Raw genomic sequence first — 21995 nt, 5'->3', positions numbered from 1 at the left:
TCATGCTCCTGTTGTTGCCGGTTGTGCGGCTTCCAGGAGTTCGGCGAGTTCCAGGAGGTCGGTGCCGGTGAGGCGGGGGAGGGTGCAGCCGGAGAGCGTGCGGGAGGTGGTGCGCCAGGTGTCGGGGATCGACGCCGCGCCGCCGATCGCGCCGGTGAGGGCGCCGGTCAGGGCGGGGGTGGAGTCGGCGACTCTGGAGAGGCAGGTTGCCGCTGGGATCGCCTCCGCGACACGGCCGTTCGCGGCCAGGGAGATCGCCAGGGTCACCGGGACCGTTTCCGCCGCCGCGATGCCGTAGCTGTAGACGTGGTCCACGATCTGGTGTTCCAGCAGGGGGATCAGGGCGAACGCCGAGTCTGTCGTCTGCGCGAGGTGCAGGGCGTGGCGGGCGTTTCTGCCGATCTCTGTTTCCGGGGGGAGTTGGGTCAGGGCCGCTGCTACGCAGGTTTCGATGTTCTCGCCGGTCAGTGCCAAGGAGATGGCCGCTGCCATGGCCCTCGCGCCGTGTACTCCGTCGCCGTCCTGGGTGTAGCGGGCGTCGAACTCCGCCAGGTCCGCTGCTCGTCGGGGGTTTCCCGGGTGGGTTGTCGCCAGGACGCATGCCCTTACGCAGGCCGCGTCGTCGAAGTAGTGGGGGTTGTCGTGGCCCGTTGCCGGGGGGCGTAGGCCGGCTGCGAGGTTGGTCAGGCCGGCTCTTACCGAGATACGGGCGCGGAGGGGGAGTACCGCTGATTCGACCTCCGGGGCCTTTGCCGCTGCGGCAGCCACCTCCGCCGCCAGGGAGGTCCAGGCCAGGTCGATCGCCGTTCTTGTGCGGTGGTCTCTGCTCAGGTCGTTCAGGGTGGTGGGGTCTGTGGTGCGGAGGAGGGTCTGGGCGGTCAGCGCTGCCCATTCCGCGTCGTCCGAGGGGCCCAGGTGGAGGGGGGCCGGGGGTTGGTTCAGGGCGATGGGGACGGGGAGGGTGGTGGTGGCGTTCTGTTCCGCGAAGGTGTCCAGTTCGCGGGTCAGGCGGCGGGTCCAGTCGGGCATGCGGGAGGCTCTGTGGCGGGCGGAGGGCCAGCCGGTGGCGTCGCCTGTGGCCAGGCCCAGGAGCATGCCGGTGATCGGACGCCGGGCCTTGGCTTCGCCATCGGCCTGGTGTTTCCCGCCCGCGCCACCCGTGCGGGTTGGGTTGTCGGGTGCGGGTTTTTCTTGTGGCGGGTGCTCGCCGTCGGCGACTGGCTGGTCGGGGGTGGGGGCGCGGTGGTGGGGGTGGGTTCTGTCGGGTGGCGGCTGCGGGTCCGTCGTGGCTGGTCGCGCAGTTCCCCGCGCCCCTGGGTGGGTTGGGGTGTGCGTTGGTTGGGATGTGCCGTTCTTCCCTGGCGTCATGTGCTCGTCCCGTTTCCGTCGTCCGTTTTCCCCTGCCTCCAGTTCCCCCCTCACCTCTCCTCCCCGCTCTCCGCCGCCAGCGCGAAGTCCGACCTCGTCGGGGTCCACTTCGTGCTCTCCGTCTGGATCAGGAGTTCCGCCACGTCCAGGACGTGGTGGCCGGCCATTTCGGGGAGGCAGGAGCCTCTTGCCGGGCCGATTGCTCGGGCCCAGGGGAGGGGGATTGCCGAGGCGCCCTGGGTTGCTCCTGACAGGGCGCCTGCTACTGCCGCTGTCGTGTCCGCGTCTCTGCCCATGTTCACCGCCGTCAGGACCGAGTCCCGGAAGTCCGCGTTCGCGTAGGCGTACGCACCGAAGGCCAGGGCCACCGCCTCCGGGGCCAGGTCCGTCCAGGGGTAGCCGGGGATGATCACGGCTGTGCGGATGGCTCGTTCGCCCTCGTGGGCGTGGGCCACCGCGCGGCGCAGGGAGCGGGCTGTCCAGGAGTCGTCGGGGATCACGGCCAGGGCGGAGGCGATGACCGTGATGGGGGGTGCGCCGGTCATGGCCGTTGCCACGCCTGCCGCCACCGCCTGGCCGCCGTAGATGCCCTCGCCCTCGTGGCTCACCGAGCCGTCGATCGCCGCCAGGCGGGCCGCCTCCGCCGGGCGGCCTGCCGCGAAGACGCCGAAGACCGCCGCGCGCATCGCGAGGCCGTCGCTCCAGGCGTGGCGGTGCTGGGCGGTGACGGGGGCGGTCAGGCCGCGCCGGAGGTTCTCCAGCGTGCCGCGTTCGCTGAAGCCGGCGCCCCGGAAGGGGCCCTCGTCGCGGTCGGCGATCCAGGCGTGCCAGGCGGATTCGACGTGGGCGGGGGTGAGGGCGGAGCCGTGGCGGGCCAGCAGGAGGCCGGAGAGGATCGCGTACTCGGTGTCGTCGGTGCCGGCGGGGGTGTCGGTGACGTACCCGGTGATGCGGCCCCAGCGGGCGCGGATCTCGGAGGGCTTCATGTTCTCCGCCGGGGCGCCGAGGGCGTCTCCCACGGCGAGGCCGAGCAGGGCGCCTCTCGCCCGTTCACGCAGCGCTGCGATCGATGCCATCCGTGAACCTCCGGGGGAGAGGGGTGGTCAGTGAACGGATCTGTCCCACCATTGGCGGTTGACCTCAGCCTGAAAGCCCCTTTTGTCACCCGGACGACTTTTGAGCGCCAAGTAAATCGAATGAGCGTCCGGCGGTAAAACCGCAGCTAAGCCCAGCCTTTCCTTGCTGGCGAGGAGGGAATGGCCGACGTAGCCTCAGCGCTGTAGAGAATTAGAACGTGTCCAAAGTTAGCTTTGGCTTAGCTTGCCGGGGATGAAAGAACATGGCTCTCATCGACATCGAGGCGCCGCTGCACGAGGCGCACCGCGACAACCACACCCACCGTGACGTCAACGGCGGCTGGCTCAGGCCGGCGGTGTTCGGGGCGATGGACGGACTGGTGTCCAACCTCGCGCTGATGACCGGTGTCGCGGGCGGCGACCTGGGGCACCAGGCCGTCGTCCTCACCGGACTCGCGGGCCTCGCGGCGGGCGCCTTCTCGATGGCGGCCGGCGAGTACACCTCCGTCGCCTCGCAGCGGGAGCTGGTGGAGGCGGAACTGGACGTCGAGCGGGCGCAGTTGCGCAGGCACCCGGCGGACGAGGAGGCCGAGCTGGCGGCGCTGTACGAGGCGCGGGGCGTGGACGCGCCGCTCGCGCGCGAGGTCGCCCGGCAGCTGTCGAAGGACCCCGAGATGGCGCTGGAGATCCACGCGCGCGAGGAGCTGGGGATCGACCCCTCGGACCTGCCCTCCCCGCTGGTCGCCGCCGTCTCGTCGTTCGGGGCGTTCGCGCTGGGCGCGCTGCTGCCGCTGCTGCCGTACCTGCTGGGGGCGAGCGCGCTGTGGCCGGCCGTGCTCGTGGCGCTGCTCGGGCTCTTCCTGTGCGGGGCCGTCGTCGCCCGCGTGACCGCGCGGACCTGGTGGTACAGCGGGCTGCGGCAGTTGGTGCTGGGAGGTGCGGCGGCGGGTGTGACGTACGTCCTGGGCACTTTGTTCGGTACGGCCGTAGGATAAGAGGGCTGCTAGGTATGCGAGGGACCGTATAAATAGCCGTTACCCGCTGGTTTCGGATGCGTGACCACCGGGCATGAGCCGTAAGCGCTGCGGGCAACGACGCCTGTGGCACACGCGCGGGACGGGTGAAGACGCCCCTTCCGTACTCCCCCAGGAACGACGGACACCGATCTGTCCCACTCGCTCCCGCACATTTTCAGCCGCCTCGCGCGGCACCCGCCGCGACCCTACGGCGTCCGCATGCTGGAACGGTTTATCCACTTCCCGAGAACCGCCCCATCATGTAACCTGCACGAAATTTTGCACTTACGCAGAGGGCCAACGTCGTCCCTCGGCAACGCAGATATGCCACTTGAGACGACGACGGGAGAGCCGATGCGTACGCCGCGCCAGCCGTCCCAGCACTCCGGGAATGGCCAGAACTGGTCCTTCATGGATGCTCGCCCTGCCGCGCAGGGTATGTACGACCCCCGTAACGAGCACGACGCCTGTGGCGTCGGCTTCGTGGCCACCCTCACCGGTGAGGCGAGCCACACGCTGGTCGAGCAGGCGCTGACCGTTCTGCGCAACCTCGAACACCGCGGCGCCACCGGCTCCGAGCCCGACTCGGGCGACGGCGCGGGCATCCTGACCCAGGTCCCGGACGCGTTCTTCCGCGAGGTCGCCGGATTCGAGCTCCCCGCAGCCGGTTCGTACGCCGTGGGCATCGCCTTCCTCCCCGAGGACGGCATGGAAGACGCCGTCTCGCGGATCGAGACGATCGCCGGCGAAGAGGGCCTCACCGTCCTCGGGTGGCGTGCGGTCCCCGTCGCCCCCGGCCTGCTCGGCGCCACCGCCCGCTCCACGATGCCCGCCTTCCACGAGATCTTCGTCTCGGACGGCGAGACCGAGGGCATCGCCCTCGACCGCAAGGCGTTCGCGCTGCGCAAGCGCGCCGAGCGCGAGGCCGGCGTCTACTTCCCGTCGCTGTCCGCGCGGACCATCGTCCACAAGGGCATGCTGACCACCGGCCAGCTGGAGCCGTTCTTCCCGGACCTCTCCGACCGCCGGTTCGCCTCGGCCGTCGCGCTCGTCCACTCCCGGTTCTCCACGAACACGTTCCCGTCGTGGCCGCTCGCCCACCCCTACCGGTTCGTCGCGCACAACGGCGAGATCAACACCGTCAAGGGCAACCGCAACTGGATGGTGGCGCGCGAGTCGCAGCTGGCCAGCGACTTGTTCGGCTCTGCCGACCATGGGCACAGCGGGGACAAGGGCATCGAGCGGGTCTTCCCGATCTGCACCCCCGACGCCTCCGACTCCGCCTCCTTCGACGAGGTCCTGGAGCTGCTCCACCTCGGCGGGCGCTCCCTGCCGCACTCCGTGCTGATGATGATCCCGGAGGCGTGGGAGAACCACGACTCCATGGACCCGGCCCGGCGCGCGTTCTACCAGTTCCACTCCACGCTGATGGAGCCCTGGGACGGCCCCGCCTGTGTCACCTTCACCGACGGCACCCAGGTCGGCGCGGTCCTCGACCGCAACGGCCTGCGCCCCGGCCGCTACTGGGTGACCGACGACGGCCTCGTCGTCCTCGGCTCCGAGGTCGGCGTCCTGGACATCGACCCCGCGAAGGTCGTCCGCAAGGGCCGCCTCCAGCCCGGCAAGATGTTCCTCGTCGACACCGCCGAGCACCGCATCATCGAGGACGACGAGATCAAGGCGTCCCTCGCCGCCGAGGCGCCGTACGCGGAGTGGCTGGAGACCGGCGAGATCGAGCTGGGCGACCTGCCCGAGCGCGAGCACATCGTCCACACCCACGCCTCCGTCACCCGCCGCCAGCAGACCTTCGGGTACACCGAGGAGGAGCTGCGCGTCATCATCGCCCCGATGGCGAAGGCCGGCGCCGAGCCGATCGGCTCCATGGGCACGGACTCGCCGATCGCGGCGCTCTCCAGCCGCCCCCGGCTGCTGTTCGACTACTTCACGCAGCTCTTCGCGCAGGTCACCAACCCTCCGCTGGACGCCATCCGCGAGGAGCTCGTCACCTCCCTGCGCTCCTCGCTGGGCCCCCAGGGCAACCTCCTGGAGCCGAGCGCGGCCTCCTGTCGTACCGTCACCCTGCCCTTCCCGGTGATCGACAACGACGAGCTGGCCAAGCTCATCCACATCAACGCCGACGGCGACATGCCCGGCTTCAAGGCCGCGACCCTGTCCGGGCTGTACCGGGTGAGCGGCGGCGGTGAGTGCCTCGCCGCGCGCATCGACGAGATCTGCGCCGAGGCCGACGCCGCCATCGAGAACGGCGCCCGTCTGATCGTCCTGTCGGACCGCCACTCCGACGCCGAGCACGCGCCGATCCCCTCGCTGCTGCTGACGGCCGCCGTCCACCACCACCTCATCCGCACCAAGCAGCGCACCCAGGTGGGCCTGCTGGTCGAGGCCGGGGACGTCCGCGAGGTCCACCACGTCGCCCTGCTGATCGGCTTCGGCGCCGCCGCCGTCAACCCGTACCTGGCGATGGAGTCCGTCGAGGACCTCGCCCGCGCGGGCACCTTCCTCTCGGACATCGAGCCCGAGCAGGCCATCCGCAACCTGATCTACGCGCTCGGCAAGGGCGTCCTCAAGGTCATGTCCAAGATGGGCATCTCCACGGTCGCCTCCTACCGGGGCGCCCAGGTCTTCGAGGCCGTCGGCCTCCAGGACGCGTTCGTCGCGAAGTACTTCATCGGCACCGCCAGCAAGATCGGCGGCGTCGGCATCGACGTCGTCGCCCAGGAGGTCGCAGCGAGGCACGCCAAGGCGTACCCCGCCTCCGGCATCGCCCCGGCGCACCGCGCGCTGGAGATAGGCGGCGAGTACCAGTGGCGCCGCGAGGGCGAGCCGCACCTCTTCGACCCGGAGACGGTCTTCCGCCTCCAGCACTCGACGCGCTCCGGCCGCTACGACATCTTCAAGAAGTACACGGACCGCGTGAACGAGCAGTCCGAGCGCCTCATGACGCTGCGCGGCCTGTTCGGCTTCAAGTCCGACCGGCCGTCGATCTCGGTCGACGAGGTCGAGTCCGTCGAGGACATCGTCAAGCGCTTCTCCACCGGCGCCATGTCCTACGGCTCGATCTCCCGCGAGGCCCACGAGACCCTCGCCATCGCCATGAACCAGCTCGGCGGCAAGTCGAACACCGGTGAGGGCGGCGAGGACGCGGACCGCCTGTACGACCCGGCGCGCCGCTCCGCGATCAAGCAGGTCGCCTCCGGCCGCTTCGGCGTGACCTCCGAGTACCTGGTCAACGCGGACGACATCCAGATCAAGATGGCCCAGGGCGCCAAGCCCGGCGAGGGCGGCCAGCTGCCCGGCCACAAGGTGTACCCGTGGGTCGCGAGGACCCGGCACTCGACGCCGGGCGTCGGCCTCATCTCGCCGCCGCCGCACCACGACATCTACTCCATCGAGGACCTGGCCCAGCTGATCCACGACCTCAAGAACGCGAACCCGCAGGCGCGGATTCACGTCAAGCTGGTCTCCGAGGTCGGCGTGGGCACGGTCGCGGCGGGTGTGTCCAAGGCGCACGCCGACGTCGTCCTGATCTCCGGTCACGACGGCGGTACGGGTGCCTCGCCGCTCACCTCGCTCAAGCACGCGGGTGGTCCCTGGGAGCTGGGCCTCGCCGAGACGCAGCAGACGCTGCTGCTCAACGGCCTGCGCGACCGGATCGTCGTCCAGACCGACGGGCAGCTCAAGACCGGCCGTGACGTCGTCATCGCCGCGCTGCTCGGCGCCGAGGAGTTCGGTTTCGCGACCGCGCCGCTCGTCGTCTCCGGCTGCGTCATGATGCGCGTCTGCCACCTCGACACCTGCCCCGTCGGCATCGCCACGCAGAACCCCGTTCTGCGCGACCGGTTCGCCGGCAAGGCCGAGTACGTCGTCAACTTCTTCACGTTCATCGCGCAGGAGGTCCGCGAGCTCCTCGCCGAGCTGGGCTTCCGGTCGATCGAGGAGGCCGTCGGGCACGCCGAGTTCCTCGACGTCGAGCGCGCCGTGGACCACTGGAAGGCGCAGGGCCTCGACCTGGCCCCGCTGTTCTACGTCCCCGAGCTGCCCGAGGGCGCCGTGCTGCACCAGACGGTCGCCCAGGACCACGGCCTGGAGAAGGCCCTCGACAACGAGCTGATCAAGCTCGCCGCCGACGCGCTCGCCGCCTCCGACGCGACGTCCGCGCAGCCGGTCCGCGCGCAGATCAAGGTCCGCAACATCAACCGCACCGTCGGGACGATGCTCGGCCACGAGGTGACGAAGAAGTTCGGCGGCGCGGGGCTCCCCGACGACACCATCGACATCACCTTCACCGGGTCCGCCGGCCAGTCCTTCGGCGCGTTCCTGCCGCGCGGTGTCACGCTGCGCCTCGAAGGCGACGCGAACGACTACGTCGGCAAGGGCCTCTCCGGCGGCCGGGTGATCGTCCGTCCCGACCGGGGCGCCGACCACCTCGCCGAGTACTCGACCATCGCGGGCAACACCATCGCGTACGGCGCGACCGGCGGGGAGCTGTTCCTGCGCGGCCGTACCGGTGAGCGGTTCTGCGTCCGTAACTCCGGGGCGCTGGTCGTCTCCGAGGGCGTCGGCGACCACGGCTGCGAGTACATGACCGGCGGTCACGCGGTCGTCCTCGGCGAGACCGGGCGCAACTTCGCGGCCGGCATGTCCGGTGGCGTCGCGTACGTCATCGACCTGAACCGGGACAACGTCAACTCCGGGAACCTCGGCGCGATCGAGGAGCCGTCCGCCGACGACAAGCGGTGGCTGCACGACGTCGTGCGCCGGCACGCGGAGGAGACCGGGTCCACGGTCGCCGAGAAGCTGCTCGCGGACTGGGACGCCTCGGCCGAGCGCTTCACGAAGATCATCCCCAGCACGTACAAGGCAGTGCTCGCCGCCAAGGACGCCGCCGAGCAGGCGGGACTCTCCGAGTCCGAGATCACCGAGAAGATGATGGAGGCGGCGACCCATGGCTGACCCGAAGGGCTTCCTGAACCACGGCCGTGAGGTCGCCAAGTCCCGTCCCGTCGACGTGCGTCTCAAGGACTGGAACGAGGTCTACGTCCCCGGCTCGCTGCTGCCGATCATCTCGCAGCAGGCGTCCCGCTGCATGGACTGCGGCATCCCGTTCTGCCACAACGGCTGTCCGCTCGGGAACCTCATCCCCGAGTGGAACGACTACGCGTACCGCGAGGACTGGTCCGCCGCGTCCGAGCGCCTGCACGCCACCAACAACTTCCCCGAGTTCACGGGGCGGCTCTGCCCGGCTCCCTGCGAGTCGGCGTGCGTCCTCGGCATCAACCAGCCCGCCGTCACCATCAAGAACGTCGAAGTCTCCATCATCGACAAGGCGTGGGACGCCGGTACGGTCGCCGCGCAGGCGCCCGAGCGGCTCTCCGGCAAGACCGTCGCCGTCATCGGCTCCGGGCCAGCCGGGCTCGCCGCCGCGCAGCAGCTCACCCGGGCCGGCCACACCGTCGCCGTGTACGAGCGCGCCGACCGCATCGGCGGTCTGCTGCGGTACGGCATCCCCGAGTTCAAGATGGAGAAGCGGCACATCAATCGGCGCATCGAGCAGATGCGCGCGGAGGGGACCCGCTTCCGTACGGGGATCGAGATCGGGCGCGACCTCAAGGCGACCGACCTGAAGAAGCGCTACGACGCCGTCGTCATCGCCGCCGGGGCGACCACCGCGCGCGATCTTCCCGTCCCCGGGCGGGAGTTGAAGGGCGTCCACCAGGCGATGGAGTACCTGCCCCTCGCGAACAAGGTGCAGGAGGGCGACTACGTGACGTCCCCCATCACCGCCGAGGGCAAGCACGTCGTCGTCATCGGCGGCGGTGACACGGGCGCCGACTGTGTCGGCACCGCGCACCGTCAAGGCGCCGCGTCCGTCACGCAGCTGGAGATCATGCCGAGGCCCGGCGAGGACCGGCCGGCCGGTCAGCCGTGGCCCACCTTCCCCATGCTGTACAAGGTCACCTCCGCGCACGAGGAGGGCGGCGAGCGGGTCTACTCCGTCTCCACGACCCACTTCGAGGGCGACGAGGAGGGCAACGTGCAGTGGCTGCACCTCGTCGAGGTCGAGTTCGTCGAGGGCAGGCTCACGCAGAAGCCGGGCACCGAGCGGCGGATTCCGGCCCAACTCGTCACGCTGGCCATGGGGTTCACCGGGACGGACCGGGAGAACGGGCTGGTCGAGCAGTTCGGCCTCGAACTGGACGAGCGCGGGAACGTCGCCCGTGACGCCGATTTCCAGACGAACGTGCCGGGCGTGTTCGTCGCCGGTGACGCGGGGCGGGGTCAGTCCCTTATCGTGTGGGCCATCGCCGAGGGCCGCTCGGCGGCTCGCGGCTGCGACCGGTTCCTCACGGGGGCCAGCGACCTGCCGGCCCCGATCCGCCCGACCGACCGCTCACTGATGGTCTGACCTGACGGTCACTCACAGAACGTCCCGTACAAAGGCGTACGGAACAGTAGACGACGCCTGCCCCACTGTCCCCGACCGGACGACCGGGCAGGCGTCGCCGTATGTCCGGATAAGGTGGCCGGCATGGCAGCCATCAGCCTCACGAAGGTCCAGGAGACCGCGCCCGCGCTGGTCAGCCTCTACAAGAGGGCCGGGGAGTCGCTCGCCGAGCACGGTCTTGAGGGGCAGCGGGCGGCCGTCTACCTGGTCGTCGACTACTCGGGGTCGATGAAGCCGTACTACAAGGACGGCACCGTACAGGCGCTGGCGGACCGGGTGTTGGGGCTCGCGGCACATCTGGACGACGACGGTGAGGTTCCGGTCGTCGTCTTCTCCACCGGCATCGACGCTGTCGCCGAGATCACGCTGGTCGGACATGAGGGGCGGATCGAACGGATCGTGTCGGACCTCGGGCACATGGGCCGGACCAACTATCACCTCGCCATGGACGCCGTCATCGACCACTATCTCGACAGCGGCGCCACCGACCCGGCGCTGGTCGTCTTCCAGACCGACGGTGGCCCGACCAGCAGACCCGCCGCCGAACGCTACCTGTGCAAGGCCGCCCGGCTCCCTCTGTTCTGGCAGTTCATCGGCTTCGGCGATGCCCGCAGCAAACAGTTCGACTTCCTGCGCCGACTCGACGAACTCCCCGCACCCGGCAGACGTGTCGTCGACAACGCCGGTTTCTTCCACGCGGGTTTGGACCCACGCCGGATGTCCGACGCCGAGCTGTACGACCGGCTCCTCGGCGAGTTCCCGAAGTGGCTGCTGGAGGCGCGGGCGTGCGGCGTCATCCGATCCGCGTGAACTGCTCCCCGGTGAGCCGCAGTCGGAGGGCCTCGGTGTTCTCCGTGAGGTGGACGGGCGAGGACGTGCCGGGGATCGGGACGACGTTCGGGGCGCGGTGCAGGAGCCAGGCGAGGGCGAGTTGGGAGACCGTCGCACCCAACTCGATGGCCAGCGCGGCGAGTCGGGGTGCCGCGTCGCCGACGGTCACCGGGAAGTAGGGGAGGAAGGCGATGCCGTGCGCGGCGGTGTGGTCGAGCACCGGCTCGTGGGTGCGGTCGGCGAGGTTGTAGAGGTTCTGGACCGAGGCGATCGTGGCCGTCCTCGACGCCTCCTCCACCTCGGACACGGTCACCTCCGAGAGGCCGATGTGCCGGACCTTGCCCTCGTCCTGGAGCTGCTTCAACGCGCCGACCTGGTCGGCCAGGGGGTACTCCGGGTCGATGCGGTGCAGCTGGAACAGGTCGATCCGGTCGGTGCGCAGCCGGCGCAGACTCAGTTCCGCCTGCTGCCGGAGGTAGGCGGGGTGGCCGTGGGTCACCCACTCGGTGGGGCTCGGCCGCAGGACGCCCGCCTTCGTCGCGACGATCACCTCGTCGCCGTACGGCCGCAGCGCCTCGGCCAGCAGCTCCTCGCTCTCGCCGAGGGCGTACGCGTCGGCGGTGTCGAAGAAGTTCACGCCCTGCTCGACCGCTGTGCGCAGCAGGGCGATCGACTCGGCGCGGTCGGTGGGGGCGGTCCAGATCGGGGCGGTCGTGCCGGAGCGCTCGTGGGGCGCGCCGGACAGGCGCATCGCGCCGTAGCCGATCCTGCGTACGGGGAGGTCGCCGCCGAGGAGGAATACGTCTGTGTCGGTCATGGCTGAGACGCTAGGACGTCACACCGGTGTGAGTTTCAAGTCGACGTGAGCGGGGTCACAGTGCGGATCGGGGAACTGAGCGAGGAGACCGGGGTCGCCGTGCGGCTGCTGCGGTACTACGAGGAACAGGGGCTCCTCGACGCCGAACGGACCCCCGGCGGGCACCGCGTGTACGCCGACGACGCGCCGGTCGTCGTCCGCCGTATCCGCGTCCTGCTCGACGCCGGGCTGCCGACCCGCGTCATCCGCGAGGTGCTGGACTGCGTCTGCGGCAGCGACACCGAGGTCGAACCCTGCCTCACACCGCTGCTCAGGGAGCAACTGGACGGTATCGAGGGGCGGATCGCCCGCCTGGAGGGCTCCCGGACTTCCCTCACGAGGCTTCTCGCGCCGCTGACGTAACATCAACTTCCTTCTCCGATCGCCCTGTTGGCGTAGCTCCCGGCTCGTGCCACCCTGTGGTCCATGGCTGACGGGGTGCGCACGGACAGCAAGGGCAAGGGCGAGGCTTTCGCCGACTGGGCGGACGGGCGGCTCGGGATATACGGGCTGGCCAAGGCCAATCTGCGCAAGGTGTTCCCGGACCACTGGTCGTTCATGCTGGGGGAGATCTGCCTCTACAGCTTCATCGTGCTGATCCTGACCGGGGTCTATCTGACGCTGTTCTTCGACCCCAGCAGCTCCGAGGTGATCTACAACGGCACGTACACCCCCCTCAACGGGGTGAGCATGACCCAGGCGTACGAGTCGACGCTGGACATCAGCTTCGACGTACGCGGCGGGCTGCTGATCCGGCAGATCCACCACTGGGCGGCGCTGGTGTTCGTCGCCGGGATGCTCGTCCACATGATGCGGGTGTTCTTCACGGGCGCGTTCAGGAAGCCGCGCGAGCTGAACTGGGTCTTCGGGTGGACCCTGTTGTTCCTGGGGATCATGACCGGGCTGACGGGATACTCGCTCCCGGACGACCTGCTGTCCGGCACCGGACTGCGGTTCGCGGACGGGGCGATCCTGGCCATCCCGGTCGTCGGGACGTACATCTCGTTCTTCCTGTTCGGCGGCGAGTGGCCCGGCGTCGACTTCATCTCGCGCCTCTATCCGATCCACGTCCTGCTGCTGCCCGGCATCATGCTGGGACTGGTCGTCGCGCACCTGATCCTGGTCTTCTACCACAAGCACACGCAGTACCCGGGCCCGGGCAAGGACCAGAAGTCCGTGGTCGGGATGCCCTTCATGCCGGTGTACATGGCGAAGGCGGGCGGCTTCTTCTTCCTGGTGTTCGGGGTGCTCGCCCTGATGGGCGGCATCGCGACGATCAACCCGGTGTGGGCGTTCGGCCCCTACCGCCCGGACCTCGTGACGACCGGCGCGCAGCCGGACTGGTACCTCGGGTTCTCGGAGGGACTGATCCGCGTCATGCCGGCGTGGGAGATCAACGGCTGGGGCCACACCCTCCAGTTGGGCGTGTTCATCCCGTTCACGCTGTTCCCGCTGATCCTCGTGGCGCTGGGCGTCTACCCGTTCGTCGAGGCGTGGATCACCGGCGACAAACGGGAGCACCACCTCCTCGACCGGCCCCGGAACGTCCCCGTCCGTACGGGACTCGGTGTCGCCTGGCTGAGTCTGTACGGCGTCCTGCTGATCGGCGGCGGCAACGACATCGTCGCCACGCACCTCCACCTGTCGATCAACTCGATCACCTGGTTCGTCCGCGTCGGAGTCTTCGTGATCCCCGTCCTCGCCTTCGTCGTCACGAAACGCGTCTGCCTCGGCCTCCAGCGCCACGACCGGGACAAGGTGCTGCACGGCCTGGAGACCGGCATGATCAGACTCCTCCCGCACGGCGAGTACGTCGAGGTCCACCAGCCCCTCACCCAGGCCCAGTTGCACACCCTCACCCAGCACGACCAGCCGGCGCCGTACGAGATCGGCGCGCGCGTCGACGCGAACGGGGTCCGGCGGCAGGTGACCGTGGTGCAGCGGGTGCGGGAGCGGCTCGCGAGGGCGATGTTCGGCCCGGGCACGCAGATCGCGAAACCGACGGTGAAGGAGTACAAGGAGCTGACGCGAGGCCACTGAGCACGGCTCTTCCCTAGCAAGCGCTTGGTGGGTATGGTGCCAGCGCCCGCCCCACGCAGGGAAGTTCCCAGGGAGTCGCCATGGCCGAGGCATACATCGTCGAAGCGGTCCGCACACCGATCGGGAAGCGGAAGGGAGGGCTCGGCGGTGTCCACCCGGCGGATCTCGGGGCGCACGTCCTGAAGGAGCTGGTACGCCGGGCCGGCATCGACCCCGCCGCCGTCGAGGACGTCGTCTTCGGCTGCCTGGACGCCGTCGGACCGCAGGCCGGGGACATCGCCCGGACCGCCTGGCTCGCCGCCGGGCTCCCCGAGGAGGTGCCCGGCGTCACCGTCGACCGGCAGTGCGGGTCCTCCCAGCAGGCCCTGCACTTCGCCGCGCAGGCCGTCATGTCCGGGACGCAGGATCTCGTCGTCGCCGGCGGCGTCCAGAACATGACGCAGATCCCCATCGCCTACGCCACCCGGCAGGCGGCCGTCGGACTCGGCTTCACCGAGGGGCCGTTCGCGGGGAGCGAGGGGTGGCGGCAGCGGTACGGGAACCGGCCGGTGAACCAGTTCGCGGGGGCGGAGATGATCGCCGCGAAGTGGGGGATCAGCCGGGAGGCGCAGGAGGAGTTCGCGCTCACCTCGCACCGGCGGGCCGTACGCGCCATCGACGAGGGGCGGTTCGCGCGGGAGACCGTGCCCTGCACGGGAGTCGACGCCGACGAGGGCCCCCGGCGGGACACCTCACCGGCGAAGATGGCCGCGCTCAAGCCCGTCATCGACGGCGGGACCGTCACCGCCGCGTGCTCGTCCCAAGTCTCCGACGGGGCCGCCGCGTTGCTCATCGCGTCCGAACGGGCCGTCCAGGAACACGGGTTGACGCCACGCGCCCGCGTCCACCACCTCTCCGTACGCGGCGAGGACCCGATCAGGATGCTCACCGCGCCGATCCCGGCGACCGCGCACGCGCTGAAGAAGACCGGGCTGCGGCTCGACGAGATCGACCTCGTCGAGATCAACGAGGCGTTCGCGCCCGTGGTGCTGGCATGGATCGAGGAGACCGGCGCCGACCCGGAGAAGGTGAACGTCAACGGCGGCGCGATCGCCCTCGGGCATCCGCTGGGCGCCACCGGGGCACGGCTCATGACGACGCTGCTGCACGAACTGGAGCGCGTTCAGGGGCGGTTCGGGTTGCAGACCATGTGCGAGGGCGGGGGACAGGCCAACGTGACGATCGTCGAGCGCCTGTAACTCACCGGCGTACACCGGGACTCACGTATCGCACTCCAGGACCGTACGGCACAGCCCGCACCGCGCCCGCACCTTCCCCTTCACCGGCACCCTGATCCGCTGATGGCACGTCGGGCACGGGAAGCTCACCCGCGGCGGTGCGCCCGGCGAGAACGCGTACGGCGTGTCCGGCGCCGTGCGGGCCTGCCGCCGGTCGCGGGCGTACCGGCGCCGCCCCGCCCAGCCCGCCGCCGTCAGCGGAGGCTGGCGCCCGTCGAGGAGGGCACGGGCCAGACCCACCTCGTACGCCGTGTACGCCTGCGGGCTCGTGAACCACGTACGCGGGTCCTCGCCGAAGAACAGGGAGCGCTTGGCGAGGACGTACCCGAACTCCTCCGGCGTGAGGTAGCCGAGCTTCTGGGACGCCTCGCCGTGCTCGCGGTACGCGTCCAGCAGGAGCCAGCCCGCGCCGAGGTAGGTGGCCGCCGTGTCCGTCAGGATCTCGTTGTCCCGCGTGCCGGGGAAGCTCAGGTCCAGGCGGTGCAGGTACACGTGCATGATCTCGTGCGCCAGGGCCGCGCCGATGTCCTCGCGGTGCGTGCGGAAGCGGTCGTTCAGCTCGACGAAGTACTCCGGGCCCGCCGTCAGCTCGATGTTCGCCGCGTGCTCCATCTCGCGGAAGCCGACGATCAGACGGGCGTCCGGGAGGCGGTAGTGCCGGATCAGCTCCCGCGCGACGCGCTGCGCGCCCAGATGCAGGTCGTCGGCGTCCGCGAACGCCACGTCCACCGGCGGCACGCTCGCCCCGAACGCGCACACCGTGTCGTACGACAGGCGCCGGTACAGCGCCGTCACCGCCGACCGCACCGTCTCCAGGTGCGGGAAACCGTGCTCGACCGGCCCGCCGTCCGCCACGCCGCACCCCCTCCGACGCCGTGCACTCTCTTCTTACTGTACGAGTGCTGGACACCCCGGGCCCTCCCGCGCGGGACGGATTAGGGTGAATGTCCATGACCACCAGCAACACCGTCGACCCCGAGGTCCAGGACGAGCTGACGCGCCTGCGCGACAGCATCGACAACATCGACGCCGCCGTCATCCACATGCTCGCGGAACGCTTCAAGGCCACGCAACAGGTCGGCTACCTCAAGGCCCGCCACCACCTCCCGGCGGCCGACCCGGCCCGCGAGGCCCGCCAGATCAAAAGGCTGCGGGGCCTCGCCGAGAGCGCCAGACTCGACCCCGCCTTCGCCGAGAAGTTCCTCAACTTCATCGTCGCCGAGGTGATCCGCCACCACGAACGGATCGCGGAGGACGCGGGCGCCTGAGAGCGCGGCGGCGCGTGGGGGCGCGGCCCCGGGTCACCCCCGGCGCAAAGCCCCCCGAACGCCGCGTACCGATCCGCCTCTGTGCCCCGTACCCCGGATCGGGCAGCATGGGCGCATGTCCGTACTGACGCGCGACGAAGCGCTGAGCCGTGCCGAACTCCTTGATGTTCGCAGTTATGCAGTCGACCTTGACCTGACGACCGGAGATGAGACGTTCGAGTCCCTCACAGTCATTCGTTTTGCCGCGCGCGCGGGGGCGGACACCTTCGTCGAGCTGAAGCCGGCCGAGCTGAGGGCCGTCACCCTCGACGGCAAGGCCCTGGACACCGGGAAGCTCAAAGGGAACCGGTACCCGCTGAAGAAGCTCAAGGAGGGCGAGCACGAACTGCGCGTCGAGGCGAGCATGCGCTACTCCCGCACCGGCGAGGGCATGCACCGCTTCACCGACCCGGCGGACGGCGAGACGTACGTCTACACGCAACTGTTCCTCGACGACGTCCAGCGGATCTACGCCGCGTTCGACCAGCCCGACCTGAAGGCGGTGTTCGACGTCACGGTCAAGGCCCCCGAAGGCTGGACCGTCCTCGCGAACGGCGTCACCGAACACCTCGGCGAGGGCCGCTGGCGCGCCGCGACGACCCCGCCCATCTCGACGTACCTCATGGCGGTCGCCGCGGGCCCCTGGCACTCCGTACGCACCGAACACCAGGGCCTCCCCTTCGGCCTGCACTGCCGCCGCTCCCTCGCCGCACACCTGGACACGGACGCGGACGAACTCTTCGAGATCACCCGCCAGTGCTACGACCGCTACCACGAGCAGTTCACCGAGCCCTACCCCTTCGACTCCTACGACCAGGCGTTCGTCCCCGAGTTCAACGCCGGCGCGATGGAGAATCCCGGACTGGTCACCTTCCGCGACGAGTTCGTGTACCGCTCGGCCGTCACGGAGACCGAGCGCCAGACCCGCGCCATGGTCGTCGCCCACGAGATGGCCCACATGTGGTTCGGCAACCTCGTCACCCTGCGCTGGTGGGACGACATCTGGCTGAACGAGTCCTTCGCCGAGTACATGGGCTACCGCACCACCGCCGAGGCGACCCGGTTCACCGGCCCCTGGACCGAGTTCGGCGTCTCCCGCAAGGCATGGGGCTACGACGCCGACCAGCGCCCCACCACCCACCCGGTCGCCCCCGACGCCGTCCCCGACACCGCCTCCGCCCTCCTCAACTTCGACGGCATCTCCTACGCCAAGGGCGCCTCCGCGCTCCGCCAGCTGGTGACCTGGCTCGGCGAGGACGACTTCCTCGCCGGCATCAACACCCACTTCACCCGGCACAAGTTCGGCAACGCCACCCTCGCCGACTTCATCGACAACCTCGCCTCCGCCACCGACCGCGACGTCCACGCCTGGGCCGACGCGTGGCTGCGCACCACCGGCGTCGACACCCTCACCCCCGTCGTCGCCGGCACCGGCGCCGAGCGCACCCTCACCGTCGAGCGCGCCGGCACCCGCCCCCACCGCATCGCCGTCGGCCTGTACGACGAGGACGCGGGAACTCTCGTACCCCGGCCGGCAGTTCACCTCGACGTCCCGCAGAGCGCACCCCACGACCTCGGCAAGAAACCCGCGCTGCTGCTCCTCAACGACGGCGACCTCAGCTACGCCAAGGTCCGCTTCGACGCCGACTCCGCCGACACCGTCCGCAGGCAACTCGCCGCCCTCCCCGACCCGTTGACGCGGGCCGTCGTCTGGAACGCGCTGCGCGACGCCGTCCGGGACGGTGAACTCCCCGCCGCCGCCTACCTGGAGACCGCCCGCACCCACCTGCCCCGCGAGACCGACCTCGCCCTCACCGAGGCCGTACTCGCCTTCGCGACCACGGAGCTGGCGGGGCGCTACCTCACGCCGCAGGAGCGGCCGGGTGCGCTGACCTCGCTGTGCCTGCTGTGCAAGGACATAGTCCGGCGCACCGAGGACGGGGACAGTCCGGGGCTGCGGCTCATCGCCGTGCGGCACTTCATCGACGTCGCGCAGCATCCCGACACCATCGCCGCGTGGCTCGCCGACGGGACCGTGCCGGGTGGGCCCGAGCTGGATCCCGACCTGCGGTGGCGGATCCTCGGGCGGCTCGCGGTGCTCGGGGCCACCGACGAGGCCGCTGTCGCCGGGGAGTTGGCGCGCGACCCGTCCGCGACCGGGCAGGAGGGCGCCGCGCGCTGCCGGGCCGCGCTGCCCGACGCCGACGCCAAGGCGCGCGCCTGGGACGCCATGTTCTCCTCCGACGACCTCTCCAACTACCTGTTCACCGCCACCGCGCAGGGCTTCTGGCAGCCCGAACAGGCCGAGCTGCTCCGGCCGTACGTCGCCCGCTTCTACGCCGACGCCGTACCCGTCGCCGAACGCCGGGGGCCCGCCATCGCCGCCGTCATCGGCAAGTGGGCGTTCCCCGTGCACGCCGTCGACACCGAGAACCTGCGCCTCGGCGAGGCGTGCCTCGCGGACGCCGGGCCGACGCCCGCGCTGCGGCGCAAGCTCGCGGACCAACTCGACGATCTGGGGAGGGTGTTGAAGGCGCGCGGCATCTGAGGGACGGGGCCCGGATCGTAGAAGCAGATTTTCTCCGGGCGCGAGTACCACTTTCGGGTCTGATCGCCCGGGTTTCCGGTTCCGGGGGCCTCCAGCGGGACATGCTGGAGCCCCCCGCCCCCGGAAGGACCCCCGCATGAGCCTGCCACCCCTCGCCTCGGGTCCCCACGACACGCTGACCCCCCTGCTGGCGACCGTCCTCGACGCGCTCGCCGAGGGGGCACGGGGGAGGGGCGGCCCCCTCCCGGCGGGCGGGCCGGAGGCGGTGGCGACGCGGGTCCGGGACGCGGTGGGCGACCTGCTGCCGGAACAGGGCGACCCGGAGGCCCTGACCACGATCGTCCGCACACTGGCGGAGGGCTCCGCCGACCCCGCCGACCCCCTCTGCGCGGCCCACCTCCACTGCCCACCACTGGCGCTCCCCGTGGCGGCGGACCTGGCGGCGTCGACACTGAACCCTTCCCTGGACTCGTGGGACCAGGCACCGGCGGCTTCGGAGCTGGAGGCGCTGGTGGTGGGGGTGCTGGCGGGGGAGGTGTATGGGGGGATGGGCGCCGAAGGTGCCGGGGCCGGGGCGGGCCTCGGTGCCGGTGTGGTCCTCGCGCGCGGCGCTGCCGGGGTTGAGGCTGGGTCTGGTGTTGCCGGGGCCGGGGTGGCTCGGGTGTTCGGTGCTGCCGGAACCGAGGCTGTGCCTGGTGTTTCCGGGGCTGGGGTGGCCGGGGTGTTTGGTGGTGCCGGGGTCGAGGCCGTGCCCGGTGTTGCCGAGGCCGAAGCGGCCCTCGCGTCCGGCGTCGCCGGAACCTCGGCGCTCGTGGCCGGTGCGTCGGGGCGCGAGGCAGCTCTCGGTGCCGCCACCCCCGACGCCCTCGTCACCACCGGCGGTACCGAGTCCAACCACCTCGCCCTCCTCCTCGCCCGTGAAGCCCACGGCGCCTCCCTCCAGCTTCTCTGCGGCGCCAACGCCCACCACTCCCTCCCCCGTGCCGCCTGGCTTCTCGGGCTCCCCGAACCCCTCGTCGTCCCCACCCCCGCCGGCGTCCTCGATCCCGCGGCCCTCGGCGAGGCTCTCGACCGTCTCACCGGCCCCGTTCTCGTCGCCGCCACCGCGGGCACCACCGACGCCGGGCTGATCGACCCGCTCCCCGAGATCGCCGTCCGCTGCGCGGCACGCGGCGCCCGGCTGCACGTGGACGCGGCGTACGGCGGCGGCCTGCTGTTCAGCGCCCGGCACCGGGGCAAGCTCGCCGGGATACGGGCCGCCCACACCGTCACCCTCGACCTGCACAAGATCGGCTGGCAGCCGGTCGCGGCGGGCCTCCTCGCCGTACGCGACAGCAAGGACCTCGACGTCCTGCACCACCGGGCCGACTACCTCAACGCGGACGACGACACCGAAGCCGGCCTCCCCGACCTCCTCGGCCGCTCCCTGCGCACCACCCGCAGACCGGACGCCCTGAAGATCGCCGTCACCCTGAAGACCCTCGGCCGGACCGGACTCGCCGAACTCGTCGACCAAGTCTGCGACCTGGCACGCCGGTTCGCGGACCGCGTCGAAGAACACCCCCGCTTCGAGCTGCACGCCCGCCCGGTCATCAGCACCGTCCTGTTCCGCCCCGCCGGAGCGGACGTGGCCGCCGTCCGCCGCACCCTCCTGGAACAGGGCACCGCCGTCCTCGGCAGGGCCCGCACCGGCGACGGACGGCTCTGGCTGAAGGCCACCCTCCTCAACCCCCACACCAGGCCGGCCGACCTCGACCGCCTCTTGGACCTCGTGGAAGGAACCACCCCCACATGACCGACGCCCCCACACCCCCCGACACCCCGCGCGACCTCGTCGGGATCGGCATCGGCCCCGTCAACCTCTCCCTCGCCGCCCTCGCCCAGCCCCTCACCGGACTCGACGCCGTCTTCTACGAGCAGCGCCCCGGCTTCGACTGGCACCCCGGCCTCCTCATCGACGGCGCCCGCGTCCAAGTACCCTTCCTGGCCGACCTGGTGACCCTCGCCGACCCCGCCAGCCCCTGGACGTTCCTCAACTACCTCAAGACCCGCGACCGCCTCTTCCCCTTCTACTTCGCCGAGCGCTCCCACATGCAGCGCGCCGAGTACGACGCCTACTGCCGCTGGGTCGCCGGGAACCTCCCCGGACTCCACTTCCGCCACCAGGTCGACGCCGTCCGCTGGAACCCCGAACGCGCCCTGTTCGAGGTCGACTTCACCCAGCTCGACGCCGAAGGAGAGGCCGAGGCCCTCGGCCGCACGTACACGAAGAACGTCGCCCTCGGCGTCGGCACCGAACCCCACATCCCCGACGTCCTGCGCCCCCTCGTCGACGCGACCGGCGTCCCCGTCGTCCACGCCGCCGACTACCTCGACCACCGCGCCGCGTTCCTCGCCGCAGGCCACGTCACCGTCGTCGGCACCGGACAGTCCGGCGCCGAGATCTTCCTCGACCTGCTGCGCAACCGCCCCAAGGGCCGCGAACGCCTCCACTGGATCGGCCGCAGCGAAGCCTTCGCCCCCATGGAGTACTCCAAGCTCGGCCTCGAACACTTCACCCCCGACCACACCCGCTACTTCCACGCCCTCCCCGAACCCGTCCGCGACGAACTCCTCGCGAGACAGGGCCACTTGCACAAGGCGATCGACGCCCGCACCCTCGCCGACATCCACGACGAGCTGTACGACCGCACCCTGCACGGCGGCTGGCCCGACACCGTCCTCACCCCCGGCGTCAAGGTCCGTACGGCGGGCCGCATCGCGACCACCAAGGTCGAACTCCACCTCGACCACGTCCAGCAGGGCACCCGCTCCCGCCTCACCACCGACGCCGTCGTCCTCGCCACCGGCTACCAGGAGCGCCCCCTCGACCGCCTCCTCGCCGGACTCGACCCCTACCTCCGCCGCGACAACGCCGAACGCCCGCGCATCGACGAGGAGTTCCGCCTCGTCCTCGACCCCGTCGTCACCGGCAACGTCTACGTCCAGAACGCCGAACGCCACACCCACGGCGTCGGCGCCCCCGACCTCGGCCTCACCGCCTGGCGCAGCGCCACCATCCTCAACTCCCTGACCCGGAAAGAGACGTACCAGCTGCCCGGCCGAACGGCCTTCACCACCTTCGGACTTGAGGCCAACCCCCGGGTACCGGCCGCCCGCCGGCCACGCACCCTCACCCCACTCGTCGAACCACGCTGACGCAGGAGCCTGGAC

General features: G+C 70.7%; 15 protein-coding genes. 11 read left to right on the top strand and 4 right to left on the bottom strand.

The annotated features are described in order from the left end of the window. On the bottom strand, positions 1-1368 hold the full coding sequence (locus ACQCO7_RS10795) for an ADP-ribosylglycohydrolase family protein (protein WP_464071617.1): 1368 nt from the start codon (positions 1366-1368) through the stop codon (positions 1-3). 50 nt (positions 1369-1418) lie between these two features. After that, on the bottom strand, positions 1419-2444 hold the full coding sequence (locus ACQCO7_RS10790; protein WP_464071616.1) for an ADP-ribosylglycohydrolase family protein: 1026 nt from the start codon (positions 2442-2444) through the stop codon (positions 1419-1421). A 263-nt stretch (positions 2445-2707) separates the two neighbouring features. Here ACQCO7_RS10790 and ACQCO7_RS10785 point away from each other — a divergent pair, with 263 nt between their 5' ends. The 4 genes from ACQCO7_RS10785 to ACQCO7_RS10770 all read left to right on the top strand — a co-directional run bounded on the left by ACQCO7_RS10785 (position 2708) and on the right by ACQCO7_RS10770 (position 10733). Further along, positions 2708-3439, top strand: coding sequence for a VIT1/CCC1 transporter family protein (locus ACQCO7_RS10785; RefSeq protein ID WP_464071615.1), 732 nt, complete (start codon positions 2708-2710; stop codon positions 3437-3439). A 375-nt stretch (positions 3440-3814) separates the two neighbouring features. Continuing rightward, positions 3815-8431 carry a glutamate synthase large subunit gene (gltB, locus tag ACQCO7_RS10780; protein ID WP_464071614.1) on the top strand — a complete coding sequence of 1539 codons (4617 nt, stop codon included), beginning with the start codon at positions 3815-3817 and terminating at the stop codon, positions 8429-8431. After that, complete coding sequence (locus tag ACQCO7_RS10775; protein WP_464071613.1) at positions 8424-9884, top strand: glutamate synthase subunit beta; 1461 nt, start codon at positions 8424-8426, stop codon at positions 9882-9884. The genes gltB and ACQCO7_RS10775 overlap by 8 nt, the downstream gene beginning before the upstream one ends. 123 nt (positions 9885-10007) lie before the next feature. After that, positions 10008-10733 carry a vWA domain-containing protein gene (locus ACQCO7_RS10770; RefSeq protein ID WP_464071612.1) on the top strand — a complete coding sequence of 242 codons (726 nt, stop codon included), beginning with the start codon at positions 10008-10010 and terminating at the stop codon, positions 10731-10733. Here the strand turns inward: ACQCO7_RS10770 and ACQCO7_RS10765 are convergent. Further along, complete coding sequence (locus tag ACQCO7_RS10765; RefSeq protein ID WP_464071611.1) at positions 10717-11571, bottom strand: aldo/keto reductase; 855 nt, start codon at positions 11569-11571, stop codon at positions 10717-10719. The genes ACQCO7_RS10770 and ACQCO7_RS10765 overlap by 17 nt on opposite strands. 60 nt (positions 11572-11631) lie before the next feature. Here ACQCO7_RS10765 and ACQCO7_RS10760 point away from each other — a divergent pair, with 60 nt between their 5' ends. The 3 genes from ACQCO7_RS10760 (at position 11632) to ACQCO7_RS10750 (ending at position 14888) form a co-directional block, all read left to right on the top strand. Then, on the top strand, positions 11632-11973 hold the full coding sequence (locus ACQCO7_RS10760; protein WP_464077190.1) for a MerR family transcriptional regulator: 342 nt from the start codon (positions 11632-11634) through the stop codon (positions 11971-11973). A gap of 63 nt (positions 11974-12036) precedes the next feature. Further along, a complete protein-coding gene (gene qcrB, locus ACQCO7_RS10755) occupies positions 12037-13650 on the top strand; it encodes a cytochrome bc1 complex cytochrome b subunit (protein ID WP_464071610.1) in 1614 nt (537 codons plus the stop codon). An 80-nt stretch (positions 13651-13730) separates the two neighbouring features. Then, positions 13731-14888 (top strand): acetyl-CoA C-acetyltransferase, encoded by a 1158-nt coding sequence (locus ACQCO7_RS10750; protein WP_464071609.1) that lies wholly within the window; start codon positions 13731-13733, stop codon positions 14886-14888. A 21-nt stretch (positions 14889-14909) separates the two neighbouring features. Here the strand turns inward: ACQCO7_RS10750 and ACQCO7_RS10745 are convergent, their stop codons facing one another. Beyond that, on the bottom strand, positions 14910-15782 hold the full coding sequence (locus tag ACQCO7_RS10745) for a hypothetical protein (protein WP_464071608.1): 873 nt from the start codon (positions 15780-15782) through the stop codon (positions 14910-14912). Positions 15783-15877: 95 nt separating this feature from the next. Here ACQCO7_RS10745 and ACQCO7_RS10740 point away from each other — a divergent pair, with 95 nt between their 5' ends. The 4 genes from ACQCO7_RS10740 to ACQCO7_RS10725 all read left to right on the top strand — a co-directional run bounded on the left by ACQCO7_RS10740 (position 15878) and on the right by ACQCO7_RS10725 (position 21980). Further along, complete coding sequence (locus ACQCO7_RS10740) at positions 15878-16195, top strand: chorismate mutase (RefSeq protein WP_464071607.1); 318 nt, start codon at positions 15878-15880, stop codon at positions 16193-16195. Between the two features lie 115 nt (positions 16196-16310). Continuing rightward, entirely contained in the window at positions 16311-18782 is a 2472-nt protein-coding gene (gene pepN / locus ACQCO7_RS10735; protein WP_464071606.1) for an aminopeptidase N, read from the top strand. Positions 18783-18918: 136 nt separating this feature from the next. Continuing rightward, entirely contained in the window at positions 18919-20577 is a 1659-nt protein-coding gene (locus ACQCO7_RS10730; protein ID WP_464071605.1) for a pyridoxal phosphate-dependent decarboxylase family protein, read from the top strand. Further along, complete coding sequence (locus ACQCO7_RS10725) at positions 20574-21980, top strand: lysine N(6)-hydroxylase/L-ornithine N(5)-oxygenase family protein (RefSeq protein WP_464071604.1); 1407 nt, start codon at positions 20574-20576, stop codon at positions 21978-21980. Before ACQCO7_RS10730 ends, ACQCO7_RS10725 begins: the two co-directional genes overlap by 4 nt. Positions 21981-21995: the final 15 nt, after the last annotated feature.

This window comes from Streptomyces saintjeani (assembly GCF_055409605.1).
The sequence above is the reverse complement of the archived record's forward strand: the minus strand, read 5'-3'. Positions and strand labels throughout refer to the sequence as shown.